The organism is Amycolatopsis sp. NBC_01286, assembly GCF_035982555.1.
Taxonomy (GTDB): Bacteria; Actinomycetota; Actinomycetes; order Mycobacteriales; family Pseudonocardiaceae; genus Amycolatopsis.
The window spans coordinates 1,217,204-1,230,876 of record NZ_CP108428.1 but is presented as its reverse complement, the minus strand read 5'-3'; the positions used below and the strand labels follow the sequence as shown (position 1 = coordinate 1,230,876).

15 protein-coding genes are annotated in these 13,673 nt (G+C 69.2%); 8 read left to right on the top strand and 7 right to left on the bottom strand.

Annotated elements, in window-relative coordinates:
• Positions 1–7: 7 nt before the first annotated feature.
• Genes OG570_RS05735 through OG570_RS05725 form a run of 3 tightly spaced genes read right to left on the bottom strand, consistent with a single transcriptional unit; the run spans position 8 to position 2,727 of the window.
• Positions 8–517, bottom strand: a complete 510-nt coding sequence (locus OG570_RS05735) for a DUF1003 domain-containing protein (RefSeq protein ID WP_247061038.1) — start codon at positions 515–517, stop codon at positions 8–10.
• Positions 510–1,808, bottom strand: a complete 1,299-nt coding sequence (locus OG570_RS05730; protein ID WP_326946311.1) for a magnesium transporter MgtE N-terminal domain-containing protein — start codon at positions 1,806–1,808, stop codon at positions 510–512. The genes OG570_RS05735 and OG570_RS05730 overlap by 8 nt, the downstream gene beginning before the upstream one ends.
• A 10-nt stretch (positions 1,809–1,818) precedes the next feature.
• Positions 1,819–2,727 (bottom strand): aminoglycoside phosphotransferase family protein, encoded by a 909-nt coding sequence (locus OG570_RS05725; protein ID WP_326955854.1) that lies wholly within the window; start codon positions 2,725–2,727, stop codon positions 1,819–1,821.
• A gap of 95 nt (positions 2,728–2,822) precedes the next feature.
• Between OG570_RS05725 and OG570_RS05720 the strand changes: the two genes are divergently transcribed.
• Entirely contained in the window at positions 2,823–3,734 is a 912-nt protein-coding gene (locus OG570_RS05720) for a slipin family protein (RefSeq protein WP_326955853.1), read from the top strand.
• On the opposite strand, the gene OG570_RS05715 is transcribed toward OG570_RS05720, so the two are convergent.
• Positions 3,731–4,405 carry a DUF4190 domain-containing protein gene (locus OG570_RS05715; protein ID WP_326955852.1) on the bottom strand — a complete coding sequence of 225 codons (675 nt, stop codon included), beginning with the start codon at positions 4,403–4,405 and terminating at the stop codon, positions 3,731–3,733. The genes OG570_RS05720 and OG570_RS05715 overlap by 4 nt on opposite strands.
• A 41-nt stretch (positions 4,406–4,446) precedes the next feature.
• Complete coding sequence (locus OG570_RS05710) at positions 4,447–4,872, bottom strand: DUF4190 domain-containing protein (protein WP_326955851.1); 426 nt, start codon at positions 4,870–4,872, stop codon at positions 4,447–4,449.
• 140 nt (positions 4,873–5,012) lie between these two features.
• Between OG570_RS05710 and OG570_RS05705 the strand changes: the two genes are divergently transcribed.
• The 6 genes from OG570_RS05705 to OG570_RS05680 all read left to right on the top strand — a co-directional run bounded on the left by OG570_RS05705 (position 5,013) and on the right by OG570_RS05680 (position 11,459).
• Positions 5,013–6,209: an acyl-CoA dehydrogenase family protein gene (locus OG570_RS05705; RefSeq protein ID WP_326955850.1), complete on the top strand. Its 1,197-nt coding sequence runs from the start codon at positions 5,013–5,015 to the stop codon at positions 6,207–6,209.
• A gap of 177 nt (positions 6,210–6,386) precedes the next feature.
• A complete protein-coding gene (locus OG570_RS05700) occupies positions 6,387–6,902 on the top strand; it encodes a general stress protein (RefSeq protein WP_247063953.1) in 516 nt (171 codons plus the stop codon).
• Positions 6,903–7,145: 243 nt separating this feature from the next.
• A complete protein-coding gene (locus tag OG570_RS05695) occupies positions 7,146–8,468 on the top strand; it encodes an ABC transporter substrate-binding protein (RefSeq protein WP_326946316.1) in 1,323 nt (440 codons plus the stop codon).
• A complete protein-coding gene (locus tag OG570_RS05690; RefSeq protein ID WP_305879371.1) occupies positions 8,465–9,436 on the top strand; it encodes a carbohydrate ABC transporter permease in 972 nt (323 codons plus the stop codon). Before OG570_RS05695 ends, OG570_RS05690 begins: the two co-directional genes overlap by 4 nt.
• A complete protein-coding gene (locus OG570_RS05685) occupies positions 9,436–10,275 on the top strand; it encodes a carbohydrate ABC transporter permease (protein WP_247061047.1) in 840 nt (279 codons plus the stop codon). Before OG570_RS05690 ends, OG570_RS05685 begins: the two co-directional genes overlap by 1 nt.
• A gap of 2 nt (positions 10,276–10,277) precedes the next feature.
• The gene (locus OG570_RS05680) at positions 10,278–11,459 is read left to right on the top strand and encodes an ABC transporter ATP-binding protein (protein ID WP_326946317.1); all 1,182 of its coding nucleotides are present in this window, start codon (positions 10,278–10,280) and stop codon (positions 11,457–11,459) included.
• 64 nt (positions 11,460–11,523) lie between these two features.
• Here OG570_RS05680 and OG570_RS05675 read toward each other — a convergent pair whose 3' ends face one another.
• Positions 11,524–12,429, bottom strand: coding sequence for a hypothetical protein (locus OG570_RS05675; RefSeq protein WP_326955849.1), 906 nt, complete (start codon positions 12,427–12,429; stop codon positions 11,524–11,526).
• Between the two features lie 250 nt (positions 12,430–12,679).
• Here OG570_RS05675 and OG570_RS05670 point away from each other — a divergent pair, with 250 nt between their 5' ends.
• Positions 12,680–12,874 (top strand): PspC domain-containing protein, encoded by a 195-nt coding sequence (locus OG570_RS05670; RefSeq protein ID WP_247061051.1) that lies wholly within the window; start codon positions 12,680–12,682, stop codon positions 12,872–12,874.
• 69 nt (positions 12,875–12,943) lie between these two features.
• Here the strand turns inward: OG570_RS05670 and OG570_RS05665 are convergent, their stop codons facing one another.
• Complete coding sequence (locus tag OG570_RS05665; protein ID WP_326955848.1) at positions 12,944–13,609, bottom strand: TetR/AcrR family transcriptional regulator; 666 nt, start codon at positions 13,607–13,609, stop codon at positions 12,944–12,946.
• Positions 13,610–13,673 lie beyond the last annotated feature (64 nt).

Sequence of the window (13,673 nt, the reverse complement as noted above, 5' to 3'; positions counted from 1 at the left end):
GTCCATGTTACGAGCCGGTAGGAGCGCGGTTCGGTTTGGCCTTCCTGGGCTGGACGTCGAGGTCCTCCCGCAGCCGGTCCAGCTCGCCGCGCAGGTAGTCCCGGGTCGCCACCTCGCCGACCGCGAGCCGCAGCGCCGCCAGCTCCCGGGCCAGGTACTCGGTGTCGGCCTTCGTCTGCAGGGCCCGGTTCCGGTCCTCCTCCAGGGAGACGCGGTCGCGGTCGTCCTGCCGGTTCTGCGCGAGCAGGATCAGCGGCGCCGCGTACGCCGCCTGGGTCGAAAAGGCCAGGTTGAGCAGGATGAACGGGTACGGGTCCCACTGCAGCGACACGGCGGTGAGGTTCATCGCGATCCAGATGATCACCAGCAGCGTCTGCCAGAACAGGTACTTGCCGGTGCCGAGGAACCGGGCGACGCGCTCGGTGAGCCTGCCGAAGGTGTCCGGGTCGATGTTCAGCTTGAACCGGTTCTGGCTGCGGGGCTGGTCCAGCCGCCGTCCGGACGTCAGCTCAGGCACGTTCGGCCTCCAGTTGTTCGCCGGTCTCGCCGGTCGTGTCGTGCAGGCCGGTCTCGCGCCAGTCCTCGGGCAGCAGGTGGTCGAGGACGTCGTCGACGGTCACCGCGCCGATGAGGTGGTCCTCGGTGTCGACGACCGGTCCGCAGGTCAGGTTGTAGGCCGCGAAGTAGCGGGTGACCTCGGGCAGCGTCGCGTTGGGCCGCAGCGCGGCCAGCCCGGTGTCGACGGCGCTGGCCACCAGCTCGGCCGGCGGTTCGCGCAGCAGCCGCTGGAAGTGGACGACGCCGACGAAGCGCCCGGTCGGCGTCGCGGTCGGCGGCCGGCAGACGAACACCATGCTGGCCAGTGCCGGCGGCAGCTCGGCGTTGCGGATGTGCGCCAGCGCCTCGGCGATCGTCGTGTCCGGCGTGAGGACCACCGGTTCGGGGGTCATCAGGCCGCCCGCGGTGTCGGACGAGTAGGCCAGCAGCCGCCTGACCGGCGCCGACTCCTCGGGCTCCATCAGCTCCAGCAGCCGGCTCTGCTCGGCCGGGGCCAGCTCGGCCAGCAGGTCGGCGGCATCGTCCGGGCTCATCGCCTCGAGGATGTCGGCCGCGCGCTCCTCGGCGAGGTAGGACAGCAGCTCTTTCTGGTCGTCGTCGGGCAGCTCTTCGAGGACGTCGGCGAGGCGCTCGTCGTCCATCGCGTCGGCGACCTCGTGCCGGCGCTTGAGCGGCAGGTCGCGGATCGTCGCGGCGACGTCGACCGAGCGCATGGTGTCGAACAGCATGAGCAGCTGCCCGGCGCCCTGCTGCTGGCCGGTGATGTCGGTCAGGCTCAGCCCGGCCACCTCCGCCCACGGCAGCACCTGCATCGCCGAGCGGCGGCGGCCCAGCCCGACCCGCCGCTCCCGGATGGCGAGCTTGGCCAGCACCCAGTCGCGGGTGCGGGTCGGCTCCATCCCGGCGTCGACGACGGTGACGCGGGTGTCCGAGCCGGCCAGCGACGCGTGCGCGTCCAGCAGCTGGCCGAGGACCAGGACCTCGTTGGGCCGCTGGTTGAACTGGCGCATGTTGACCGAGCCGGTGGCGAGCGTGACGGCGGTCGGCTCGATCGCGGTGACCCGCAGCATCGGCACGAAGACCCGCCGCCGGGTGGTCAGCTCGACGACAACGCCGAGGATCCGCGGCGGCTGCGTGTCGAGGCGCAATCCGGCGACGAGGTCGCGGACCCGGCCGATGGATTCGCCGTCCGGGCCGAACACCGGCAAACCCGACAGCTGAGCTGCGAAAACCCTGTTGACCGCTGCCATGGCGCCGACCCTATCGGCTGGCTGCCCACGCGGCGATTTCCGGCACTGTGACGAAGGCCGGGTCGTCGCTGTCCACGCCGTGTTCGGCGGACTCTTCGACCCTCCAGAGCCAGTTCTGCACCGCCCGCACCAGCGTCCAGGCGCGTGCCTTCCCGGCGTCCAGCTCCTGGGACGCGACGATCAGGTCCAGCCGTTCGTCCAGTGTGGACTCGGTGAACCGGTTCCAGAACAACGGGATCACGCCGTACTCGAGGTCGCCGGACAGCGGCTTGGGGTCGATGACCAGCCACGGCTCGCGCCGCCCGGCGAGCACGTTCTGGAAGTGCAGGTCCTCGTTCACCAGCAGGTCGCCCGAGGACGGCCCCAGCTCGCGGCAGATCGCGACGGCGTCGTCGACGAGCCGCCGGTCGAACGGCTCGCCCAGCTCGGTCCAGTGCCGGGGGAGTTCCTCGACCAGCCCCGCGGCCTCGGCGCGGACGCTCCGGGTCAGCTCCGGCGGCGCGGGCACGGCCAGCCGCCGTGCCAGCCCGCCCAGGATCGGGACGGCTTCGCGCAGCGGGAGGTGATCGAGGGTGCGCCCGGCGTCGAGCCGCTCCAGCAGCAGGACGCCGTCGTCCGGCGCGGAGTCCAGCAGCAGCACCGCACCCCGGCCGGCCCATGTGGACAGTGCGACCGGCTCGTCGGTGGACTCGTCGTTGCGCCAGCCCAGTTTCAGCACCACGGGCGTGCCGTCGGCCCGGCGCGCGGGCTGGACGACGCCGACGTAGCCGTGCATCGCCTCGCCCTCGAACGTCAGGCCCCACTCGCGGGCGTACGCGGCGGCGAGAGCCGGCAGGGCGGCCAGCCAGGGGACGGCTCCGGGGCCGAGCACGCGGGGTGCGCGGGCGGCGAAGACCGGAGGCACGCGAAGGTCGTTCACGACCTCAGTCTGGCCGCCGCGTCCAGCGCGTTTCGCCCTGGTGGCCACGGGCGTACGCTGGGTTTTCAGGGGAAATCGCAACCCCGGGAGCAGCCATGGTGGTGGAGATCGTCAGCGCCGTCGTCGTACTGGGCGGAGCTTGGCTCGCGGCCGGCGTGCGCGTGGTCAAGCAGTACGAACGCGGGCTCGTCTTCCGGTTCGGCCGGGTGCGGTCCCGGGTGCAGGAGCCCGGCCTGAAACTGCTGGTCCCGTTCGTGGACCGGATGCAGAAGGTCAACATGCAGATCATCACGATGCCGGTCCCGGCGCAGGACGGCATCACCCGCGACAACGTCACCGTCCGGGTCGACGCCGTCGTCTACTTCAAGGTGATCGACCCGGTCGTCGCCGCGGTCAACGTGCAGGACTACCGCGCCGCCGTCGGCCAGGTCGCGCAGACGTCGCTGCGCTCGATCATCGGCAAGAGCGAGCTCGACGACCTGCTGTCGAACCGCGAGCACCTCAACGAGGGCCTGGAGCTGATGATCGACAGCCCGGCGCTCGACTGGGGCATCCACATCGACAAGGTCGAGATCAAGGACGTCGCGCTGCCGGAGGCGATGAAGCGCTCGATGTCCCGGCAGGCCGAGGCGGAGCGGGAACGCCGGGCGCGCGTCATCTCGGCCGACGGTGAGCTGCAGGCGTCGCACAAGCTCGCGCAGGCCGCGGCGACGATGGCCGACACGCCGTCGGCGATGCAGCTGCGGCTGCTGGAGACGGTGGTCCAGGTGTCGTCGGAGAAGAACTCGACGCTGATCCTGCCGTTCCCGGTGGAGCTGCTGCGCTTCCTCGACGCGCACACCCCGAAGCCGGCCGCGGCACCCGCGGCCCCGCCGGCGCCCGTCGCGCCGGCGATTCCCGAGGCCGCGCCGGAACCCGATGCGGTGGAAGCGAAACCGGAGGCGAACGGGCACGCGGCCCCGGCTCCGCGCACCCCCGGCGACGCGGCGCTGCCGACGTCCGACTAGCTGTCGAACTGGCCGTTCACGCCCAGGATGATGAACGTCGTGAAGAAGCCGACCCACAGCGCGACGACGACGTAGCCGATGATCACGGCGGCCGTGGCGACCCCGCGGCCGCCGCCTTCGCCGCGGTTGGTGCGGCTCAGCGCGATGTGGCCCATGATCAGCCCGGGCAGCGCGGTGATGCCGGAGCAGAAGCCGAGGATCGAGCAGACCAGCGCGCCGATGGCGAGCGCGTTGTCCTGGGTGCGCGGGGCGCCCGGGTACGGCTGGGCGTACGGCGCCGGCGGCGCGTAGGGCGCGCCGTACGCCGGCGGGTACGGCTGCGCGTACGTCTGCTGCGGGTAGCCCGGGGCCGCGTACGGCGTGCCGGGGATGTGCGCCGCGGGCGTCTCGAACGCCCCCGGCGGCAGGCTCCCGGCGGCCGGGTACGGCGGCGGCGTGGCACCGGTGACCGTCGTGTCGGCGGCCGTACTGCTCGCGACGGTGTGATCCGCGGCGGTGCTGTCCGAAACCGTGCTGTCGGCGATGGTGCTGTCCGGGACCGTGCTGTCGAACGTCGGGTCCGCGGTCGCGGGCGGTTCGTAGGACCCCGGGTCGTACGACGACGACTCGGTGGTCGACGGCGGGTCGTACGACGTGGACGGGTGGTCCTTGTCGCCGGACGGGTCGGTCATCGCGGGCCCCCTCGGTGCGTGCAGGACCTCAACTTAGCCGGTCAGCGGAAGAGGCCGTTCGCGGCGCCGACCCCGAAGATGAGGATGAACCCCAGGATGTTGAGCGCGATCGCGGCGTAGCCGACGATGAACGCCGCCATCGCCAGGCCCTGGCCTTCCGCTTGGCCGGCCTTGGCCTTGTTGTAGGCGATGTGACCCATGATGATGCCCGCGACGCTGATCAGGAAGCACAGGAAGATGCCGGCGATCGAGCAGATCAGCGCGCCGACGGCGAGCCCGGGGCCTTCCTTCGGCTGCATCCCCATGCCGGGGTACTGCTGGCCGTAACCGGGCTGCGGGTAGCCGCCCGACGGGTACTGCTGGCCGTAACCCGGCTGCTGGTAGCCGCCCGACGGGGGCTGCTGGAAACCACCCGACGGCGGCTGCTGCTGGCCGTACGGGTCGTTCGGATCCTGCGGATAAGTCATGGTTCCTCCCCTTCCGGTCGCACTTTACGGTGCTGAGGGGGCCGGGCGTGAGCGCCCTCATAGCAGGGTCGCCCGTTTCGGGTCATACTCACCGGTAACCCAGCGCCGGGAGCGGCGTCGTAACCGGAAAGGGAGCCGTGATGGCCCGTCTCGCCCAGACCGCCGGCCTGTCCGACGTGCAGTCGGAGATCCTCGCGACCGTCCGCCAGTTCGTGGACAAGGAGGTCATCCCGCACGCGCAGGAGCTCGAGCACACCGACACCTACCCGGCCGACATCGTCGAGGGCATGAAGGAGATGGGCCTGTTCGGGATCACCATCCCGGAGGAGTACGGCGGGCTCGGCGAATCGCTGCTGACCTACGCGCTCGTCGTCGAGGAGATCGCGCGGGGCTGGATGAGCGTGTCCGGCGTGATCAACACGCACTTCATCGTGGCGCACATGATCACCCGCCACGGCACCGAGGCGCAGAAGCGGCACTTCCTGCCGCGGATGGCGACCGGCGAGGTCCGCGGCTCGTTCTCGATGTCCGAGCCGGACCTCGGCTCCGACGTCGCCGCGATCAAGACGCGCGCCAAGAAGACCGACGACGGCTACGTCGTCGACGGCGCCAAGATGTGGCTGACGAACGGCGGCTCGTCCAACCTGATCGCGCTGCTCGTCAAGACCGACGAGGGCGCCGAGAAGCCCCACCAGAACCTGACGGCGTTCCTCGTCGAGAAGCCCGAGGGCTTCGGCGAGGTGGCACCGGGGCTGACCATCCCCGGCAAGATCGACAAGATGGGCTACAAGGGCGTCGACACCACCGAAGCGGTGTTCGACGGCTACCAGATCGGCGCCGACATGGTCCTCGGCGAGGCGCCGGGCAAGGGCTTCGCGTACATGATGGACGGTGTCGAGGTCGGCCGCGTGAACGTCGCGGCGCGGGCGTGCGGCATCGCGATCCGCGCGTTCGAGCTGGCGGTGGAGTACGCCCAGCAGCGCAAGACCTTCGGCAAGGCGATCGCCGAGCACCAGGCCGTGGCGTTCAAGCTGGCCGAGATGGCGACCAAGGTCGAGGCGGCCCACCTGATGATGGTGAACGCGGCCCGCCTGAAGGACTCGGGCGAGCGCAATGACGTCGAGGCGGGCATGGCCAAGCTGATCGCGTCGGAGTACTGCGCGGAGGTCACGCAGGACTCGTTCCGCATCCACGGCGGCTACGGCTACTCGAAGGAGTACGAGATCGAGCGGCTCATGCGCGAGGCCCCGTTCCTGCTGATCGGCGAGGGCACGAGCGAGATCCAGAAGACCATCATCAGCCGCGGCCTGCTGCGCGAATACAAGTCCCGTTCCTGAGACCGCCACTTTCGCTGGGAAAGATGCGTCCGAAGGGCCCTCGGACGTATCTTTCCTAGGGAAAGTGCAAAGCGACTTGTCGACATGGTGGCGCGTCCGGCCTTTCGGGGTAAGCGGCTCGCACGGTCCGGGTGTTCTTGACAAGATGGACGCCCAGGACCCACGACTGCGCAGGTGATGATGGTGAGTAGTCCCTTTGGCGGGGGCCGGGCGCCCGGCAACCTGCCGCGGCTGCCGACGCCGCCGACCGGCTGGCCGATCGGGTCGTACGCGACCTACGGCGAGGCCCAGCAGGCGGTCGACTTCCTCGCGGAGAACGAGTTCGCGGTCGGCGACGTCACCATCGTCGGCGTCGACCTGATGCTTGTCGAGCGGGTCATCGGGAAGCTTTCGTGGGGGCGGGTCCTCGCCACCGGCGCGGTGTCCGGCGCCTGGTTCGGCCTCTTCGCCGGCCTGCTGCTCGGGCTGTTCGTCAACCAGGGGTTCGCGCTGCAGCTGCTCACCGGCCTGGTGCTGGGCGTGCTGTCCGGGCTGGCGTTCGCCGCGATCGGGTACAGCATGTCGCGCGGGCGCCGGGACTTCTCGTCGGCGAGCCAGCTCGTCGCGGGCCGGTACGACGTCCTCTGCCAGCCGCGGTCGGCCGAGCGGGCGCGGGAACTGCTGGCGAAGCTCGCGCTCAAACCGCCGTCGTGAGGTTTACCGCCAATATCAGGCGATAATCACAGTTCGGCATGCACTGGCCTGAATCGTTACCGATACTGCTTGCGGGGTGTGATCGCCCGGCATAAGTTGTCCGACACCAGTCGGGCGGCCCCGCCCACCAGCGTGGCGGCCCGAGCACTAGCACGTCGGGGTGCTGGCGCGGTTTCGCCTCATCGCGTCGCGGTGCCCACCGGGCACCGCGGTAACCGGCGTGCACGCGGGTGAGGAGGCCTGATGGGGAAGAGGATCGGCGCGGGCAAACGGGGGCGATCGCCCGGCCGTACCACCGCCCTGCTGGGGGCAGGGGCATTGCTGACCGGTCTCGTGGCCGGCTGCGGCTCGGGCGGTGGCACGAAGATCAACGTCTACTACGCACCCGAGGACAGTTTCCAGAAGGTCGTGGACAACTGCAACAAGGCGGCGAACGGCCGCTACGAGATCGTCTACAACAAACTCCAGCGCGGCTCGGACGACCAGCGGCTCCAGATGGCGCGGCGGCTGGCGGCGGGCGACACCGCGATGGACGTACTGGGGCTCGACGTGACCTGGGTTTCGGAGTTCGCCGAAGCCGGCTGGGTCGATGAATGGAAGGACCAGAACAAGGCCGCGGCCTCCGAAGGCGTCCTGCAGGGACCGCTCGACACCGCGACCTACAACGGGAAGCTCTACGCGGCTCCGAAGAACACGAACATCCAGCTGCTCTGGTACGACGACCGGATCACCCCGACCCCGCCCAAGACGTGGGACGAGGCGATCCAGAAGTCGCAGGAGCTCAAGCAGCTGGGCAAGCCGTACAGCATCGTCTTCACCGGCGCGCAGTACGAAGGCCTGGTCGTCTTCTACAACACCCTGGTCGCGTCGATGGGCGGGCACATCTTGTCCGACGACGGCAAGTCCGTGGTGATGGACGACGGCGCCGTGAAAGCGCTCGCCCTGCTGAAGAAGATCACCGATTCGGGGATCACCGACGCGTCGCTGACCAACTCGAAGGAGGACGACGTCCGGCAGACGTTCCAGCGCGGTGACGCCGCGTTCGAGCTGAACTGGCCGTTCGTCTACGCCTCCTACGCGAAGGACAAGGCGTCGGACGTCTCGCACTTCAAGTGGGCCGTCTACCCGCAGGCCGAGGCCGGCACGCCGGCCAAGACCACGATCGGCGGGTACGACCTCGCTGTCAGTTCGCTGTCACAGCACAAGCCCGAGGCGTACGAAGCCGCGTTGTGCCTGCGGAGCCCGGAGAACCAGAAGTTCTCGGCGATCAACGACGGCGTCCCGCCGACCATCGAATCGGTGTACCACAACGACACGCCGCTCGACCCGTCGAAGCCGGCGGGCGACGACAACCCGAACATGGCGATCAAGTACCCGATGCGCGACTCGATCCTCGACGCACTGAAGGACGCCGCGGTCCGGCCGCTGACCCCGGCCTACCAGAACGCGTCGACGGTGATGTCGAAGATCCTTTCGCCACCGGCCGAAATCGATCCGCAGGCCACCGCGGACAAGCTGCGCCAGCAGCTCAGTGACGCGCTCCAGTCGAAGGGAGTGATCCCGTGACCGTTCAGGACTCCACCCCGGCCGACACCGCCGGGGCCACCGTCGCCGAAGGAGCGACGTCCCACAAGAAGGGCAAACCCGCCCTGTCCGAGGGCAAGAAGGCCGAGCGGAAGCTCGGGCTCTGGCTGTGCGCGCCCGCGTTCGTCGTGATGATCGCCGTCACCGGCTACCCGATCGTCTACTCGATCTGGCTGTCGCTGCAGCGGTACGACCTGCGGTTCCCGGCGCAGCAGCAGTTCGTCGGCTTCGACAACTACGGCGCCGTGCTGTCCAACTCGTACTGGTGGACGGCGTTCGGGACGACCATGCTCCTGACGGTCGTGTCCGTGGCGATCGAGTTCGTCCTCGGCATGGCACTGGCGCTGGTGATGCACCGGACGCTCGTCGGCCGCGGTCTCGTCCGGACGGTCGCCCTGATCCCGTACGGCATCGTCACGGTCGTCGCGGCGTTCTCGTGGTACTACGCGTGGACGCCGAAGACCGGCTACCTGGCGAACTGGCTCGCCTCCGACGGCGCGCCGCTCACCGAGCAGTGGCCGTCGCTGTTCATCATCATCGGCGCCGAGGTGTGGAAGACCACGCCGTTCATGGCGCTGCTGCTGATGGCGGGCCTGGCGCTGGTGCCCGACGACCTGCTCAAGGCCGCCGCGATGGACGGCGCGAACGGCTGGCAGCGGTTCACGAAGGTGATGCTGCCGGTGATGAAGCCGGCGATCCTGGTGGCGCTGCTGTTCCGCACGCTCGACGCGTTCCGGATCTTCGACAACATCTACGTCCTCACCGGCGGCGCGCAGGACACCGGGTCGGTGTCCATGCAGACCTACGACAACCTGGTCAAGGGGCTCAACCTCGGGATCGGGTCGACGATGGCGGTGCTGATCTTCATCACGGTGGCGATCATCGCGTTCATCTTCATCAAGGTGTTCGGCACGGCCGCACCGGGTTCGGATACTGGGGGTAAGCGCTGATGGTGATGGGAACCGTCACGACGGGCCGCAAGCTTCGCTGGGGGCTCGTCGACATCCTCGTGCTGGTGTTCGCGCTGGTGCCGGTGCTCTGGGTGGTCTCGCTCTCGTTCAAGACCAAGGACACGCTGACCGACGGGTACTTCATCCCGCAGTCGTGGACCTGGCAGAACTACGCGGACATCTTCCAGACGTCGGAGTTCCTGCTGGCACTGGTCAACTCGATCGGCATCGCGATCATCTCCACGGTGATCGCCGTGGTGCTGGGCACGATGGCCGCCTACGCCATCGCCCGGCTGGAGTTCCCCGGCAAGCAACTGCTGGTCGGGCTCTCCCTGCTGATCGCGATGTTCCCGCAGGTGTCGCTGGTGACGCCGCTGTTCAACATCGAGCGGAACCTGGCGCTGTTCGACACGTGGCCGGGGCTGATCCTGCCCTACATCACGTTCGCGCTGCCGCTGTCGATCTACACGCTGTCGGCGTTCTTCCGGGAAATCCCGTGGGAGCTGGAAAAGGCGGCGAAGATGGACGGCGCGACGCCGGCCCAGGCGTTCCGGAAGGTGATCGCGCCGCTGGCCGCGCCGGGTGTGTTCACCACCGCGATCCTGGTGTTCATCTTCTGCTGGAACGACTTCCTGTTCGCCATCTCGCTGACGTCGACCACGGCGTCGCGCACGGTGCCGGCGGCGTTGTCGTTCTTCACCGGGTCCTCGCAGTTCGAGGACCCGACCGGGCAGGTGAGCGCGGCCGCGGTCGTGATCACCATCCCGATCATTGTGTTCGTGTTGTTCTTCCAGCGTCGCATCGTGGCGGGGCTGACCTCCGGTGCGGTGAAGGGGTAGTCATGGCAGAAATCGTCCTCGACAAGGTGTCGAAGAAGTACCCCGACGGCGCGCTCGCGGTGTCCGAAGTGGACATCACCATCGGCGACGGCGAGTTCCTCGTGCTGGTCGGTCCGTCCGGCTGCGGGAAGTCGACCATGCTGAACATGGTGGCGGGCCTGGAGGACATCTCCTCCGGCGAGCTGCGCATCGACGGCAAGCGCGTCAACGAGAAGGCCCCGAAGGACCGGGACATCGCGATGGTGTTCCAGTCCTACGCGTTGTACCCGCACATGAGCGTCCGCGAGAACATGGCCTTCCCGCTGCGGCTGGCCAAGGTGGACGACAAGACGGTGCGGGCGAAGGTGGAAGAAGCGGCGACGATCCTCGACCTGACCGCGCACCTGGACCGGAAGCCGGCCAACCTCTCCGGTGGCCAGCGCCAGCGCGTCGCGATGGGCCGGGCGATCGTCCGCAACCCCAAGGCGTTCCTGATGGACGAGCCACTGTCCAACCTGGACGCCAAGCTCCGCGGCCAGATGCGGACGTCGGTGTCGAAGATCCAGAAGCAGCTCGGCACGACGACGCTGTACGTCACGCACGACCAGACCGAGGCCATGACTCTTGGCGACCGGGTCGTGGTGCTGCGCGGCGGTTTCGTGCAGCAGATCGGCGCGCCGCAGTTCCTCTACGAGAACCCGGCGAACCTGTTCGTCGCGGGGTTCATCGGCTCGCCGTCGATGAACTTCGTGCCGGCCACGCTGGAGAACAACGAGCTGCGCACGCCGCTGGGCACCACGCCGCTCACGGATCGGATCCGGCAGCTGGTGGAGAAGGCGGACGCGCCGCGCGAGGTGCTGGTCGGCATCCGGCCGGAGCACTTCGAGGACGCGGCGCTGGTCGAAGCCGGCCAGAAGACGGGCGGTGGCACGTTCACCGCGCACGTCGACGTCCTCGAGTCGATGGGGTCGGAGAAGTTCGCCCACTTCACCGTCGAAGGCGAAACCGCCACGTCCGCGGAGCTCGCGGAACTGGCGGCGGACAGCGGCTCGGCCGACGTCCCGGGGTCGGCGTCGCAGATCGTGGCCCGGCTCTCGGCGGAATCGGCCGCCAAGGAGAACTCGGACCTGCAGGTCTGGTTCGACGCGGACAAGGTCAAGCTCTTCGACCCGGCCAACGGCAAGAACCTCACCTACGAGGACTGAACGGTAGTGCCGTGAAGGGCACCCTCAGGGACTCCAAGTCCCTGAGGGTGCCCTTCAGGGCGTTTCAGGCCTTCGGCAGCCGTGAGTAGATCGACGTCGCCGCGGTGCGGGCCAGCGCGCACGTGCCGTCGCCGGCCGTGCCCGCCGTCTCGACCACGCTGATCTCCGCCAGCTCACGGCGTCCGGGCAGGCCCGGCGCCGGCTGGGTGCTGTCGACCAGGCAGAACACGCCCGCGAGCCGGACCTGGGCCGCGCGGCCGCCGAGCGTCTCGACCGGGCCGTTCGTGCCCGCGGTGTCCACCGTGAGCTTGATGCCGACCTTGCCGCGGATGCAGCTGTGCCCGGCCAGCCCGATGGTCGGCTGGCTGCCGGCGCCGGCGGGGTCGTCGAGGTCGTGGCTGTCGAGCAGCGCGCAGGGCGCGACCCGGCCCCACGAGCGCTCGGGGAACGTCAGCCGCCCGACCTTGCCGGCGGTGACCGCGGCGAGCACCGAGCCGACGGTGGCGTCCGCGGTTTCGCAGCGGCCGGGCTGGTCGGCGGGACCGCTGTCGGTCACCGACACGTCCAGCCGGTTGCCGTCGGCGAAGATGATCGTGCGGGTGCAGGCGGTGTGGTCGTTGAACATCGACTGCTGCACCGAGACGCCGTCGGGCACCGGCCCCGCGTAGTCGTAGGGCTTGATGTTCGGGTCGGAGTCGAAGGCCAGCGGCCCGACGAGGATCGTGCGCCAGCCGAGGTCGGCCTGGCAGCTCTCGAACGTCGGCACGGCGACGGCGCCGGCCGCGACCTTGGGCACGTCGAGCATGCTGCAGTAGTCGACGGTGCCGAAGTCGCCGAGCGCGGCGGACGCGGTCAGGGGCGTCGGCCCCGAGCCCTCGGCCGGGTCGGACGCGGCCTGCGTGGTGGCGCAGCCGGCCGAAAGCAGGGCGCAGAACATCACGACGACCAAAGATTTCCAACGCGGGTACACGGGGTGCAAGTATCACCACATCCGGCCGAAAAGCCACCCCTGACGGGGACATCTCTCACTATTTTCCGCTGGGTGAGCGACAAACGCGCAGGTCCTCGGTTTTCCGCTGCGCGAGCTGCGGTTTCCGCAGTGCCTGAAGGACTTTCGCTTTCGCCGTCCCCTAAGGGAACGATCCTTCCCGCGAGTGATGCGGAACCGGGTGGCCGGGTGGTGAAGTGGGTATATCGGAAGTTCGAGGAAAGGGAAGACGATGAGCGCACCGGTCACCCGGCGACTGAGCCGCCCCCGCCACGGCCGCATGATCGCCGGCGTCTGCGCCGGTCTCGCGCAGCGGTACGGCATGAAGCCCAACACGGTCCGGTTGCTGGCGGTGCTGTCCTGCCTGCTGCCCGGACCCCAGTTCGTGGCCTACCTCATCCTGTGGGCGGTCATCCCGGCCGAGTGACGGGAGCGAGGGAGCCGAACCAGGCGGGAGCTACGACACCCGCCTGGTTTTGTTGTGCCTGCCGGGTCCTCAGGGTCGCCAGGAGCACATCGCTTCGTCGATCTCCTGCTCGTCCAGCGGCGGGTGCGGCAGTTCCGTCGCCTTGCCGGGCTCCGCGCGCAGGCCGTCGAGCAGCATGCCCAGGCACCGGCGCCACAGCGACGGGTCCACCGCGCACGTGAACTCGACCACCGAGCCGACCATCATGTGCAGCAGGGGGATGTCGGTGGGGGCGAAGTCGGCGCGCAGGCCGCCCGCCGCCTTGGCCCGCTCGACGAGCTGTGTGATCAACGGCACCATGCGGGCTTTCGCGTCCGCGACGTGCTCGTGGCCGAACTTGTTGGACAGCATGATCTCGCGCAGCCCGCGGTCCGTCGAATGCAGCTCGGCCGCCTTCCACGTGAAGCTGACGAACGCTTCCCACGCGTCTTCGGCCTTCAGCGCGTCCGCCGCGAGGTCGCCGATTTCCTCCATGCGCTCGGCGAACATGGCTTCGACCAGGTGTTCCTTGCTGGGGAAGCGCCGGTAGACCGTGCCGACGCCGAGGCCGGCGTGGTGCGCGATGTCGTCGAGGGTGGCTTCCAGGCCGCGTCGGCCGAAGACCTCGCGGGCGGCCTGGAGGATGCGGCGGCGGTTCAATTCGGCGTCACGCCGCAGCGGCCGCGCCGGTGCGGCGGGACTCGCGTCCCGTGTCATGCGTCCCACTCTACCAATGAAGTAGAGGCACCTTCTCCGGTTCTTGTGTACGTTGGGCCACGTA

Coding starts and splice junctions, on each gene's coding strand:
- OG570_RS05710 (WP_326955851.1), bottom strand. CDS start 4,872: ATGACTTATCCGCAGGATCCGAACGACCCGTACGGCCAGCAGCAGCCG.
- OG570_RS05730 (WP_326946311.1), bottom strand. CDS start 1,808: ATGGCAGCGGTCAACAGGGTTTTCGCAGCTCAGCTGTCGGGTTTGCCG.
- OG570_RS05680 (WP_326946317.1), top strand. CDS start 10,278: ATGGCAGAAATCGTCCTCGACAAGGTGTCGAAGAAGTACCCCGACGGC.
- OG570_RS05720 (WP_326955853.1), top strand. CDS start 2,823: ATGGTGGTGGAGATCGTCAGCGCCGTCGTCGTACTGGGCGGAGCTTGG.
- OG570_RS05705 (WP_326955850.1), top strand. CDS start 5,013: ATGGCCCGTCTCGCCCAGACCGCCGGCCTGTCCGACGTGCAGTCGGAG.
- OG570_RS05700 (WP_247063953.1), top strand. CDS start 6,387: ATGATGGTGAGTAGTCCCTTTGGCGGGGGCCGGGCGCCCGGCAACCTG.
- OG570_RS05670 (WP_247061051.1), top strand. CDS start 12,680: ATGAGCGCACCGGTCACCCGGCGACTGAGCCGCCCCCGCCACGGCCGC.
- OG570_RS05715 (WP_326955852.1), bottom strand. CDS start 4,405: ATGACCGACCCGTCCGGCGACAAGGACCACCCGTCCACGTCGTACGAC.
- OG570_RS05665 (WP_326955848.1), bottom strand. CDS start 13,609: ATGACACGGGACGCGAGTCCCGCCGCACCGGCGCGGCCGCTGCGGCGT.
- OG570_RS05685 (WP_247061047.1), top strand. CDS start 9,436: ATGGTGATGGGAACCGTCACGACGGGCCGCAAGCTTCGCTGGGGGCTC.
- OG570_RS05695 (WP_326946316.1), top strand. CDS start 7,146: ATGGGGAAGAGGATCGGCGCGGGCAAACGGGGGCGATCGCCCGGCCGT.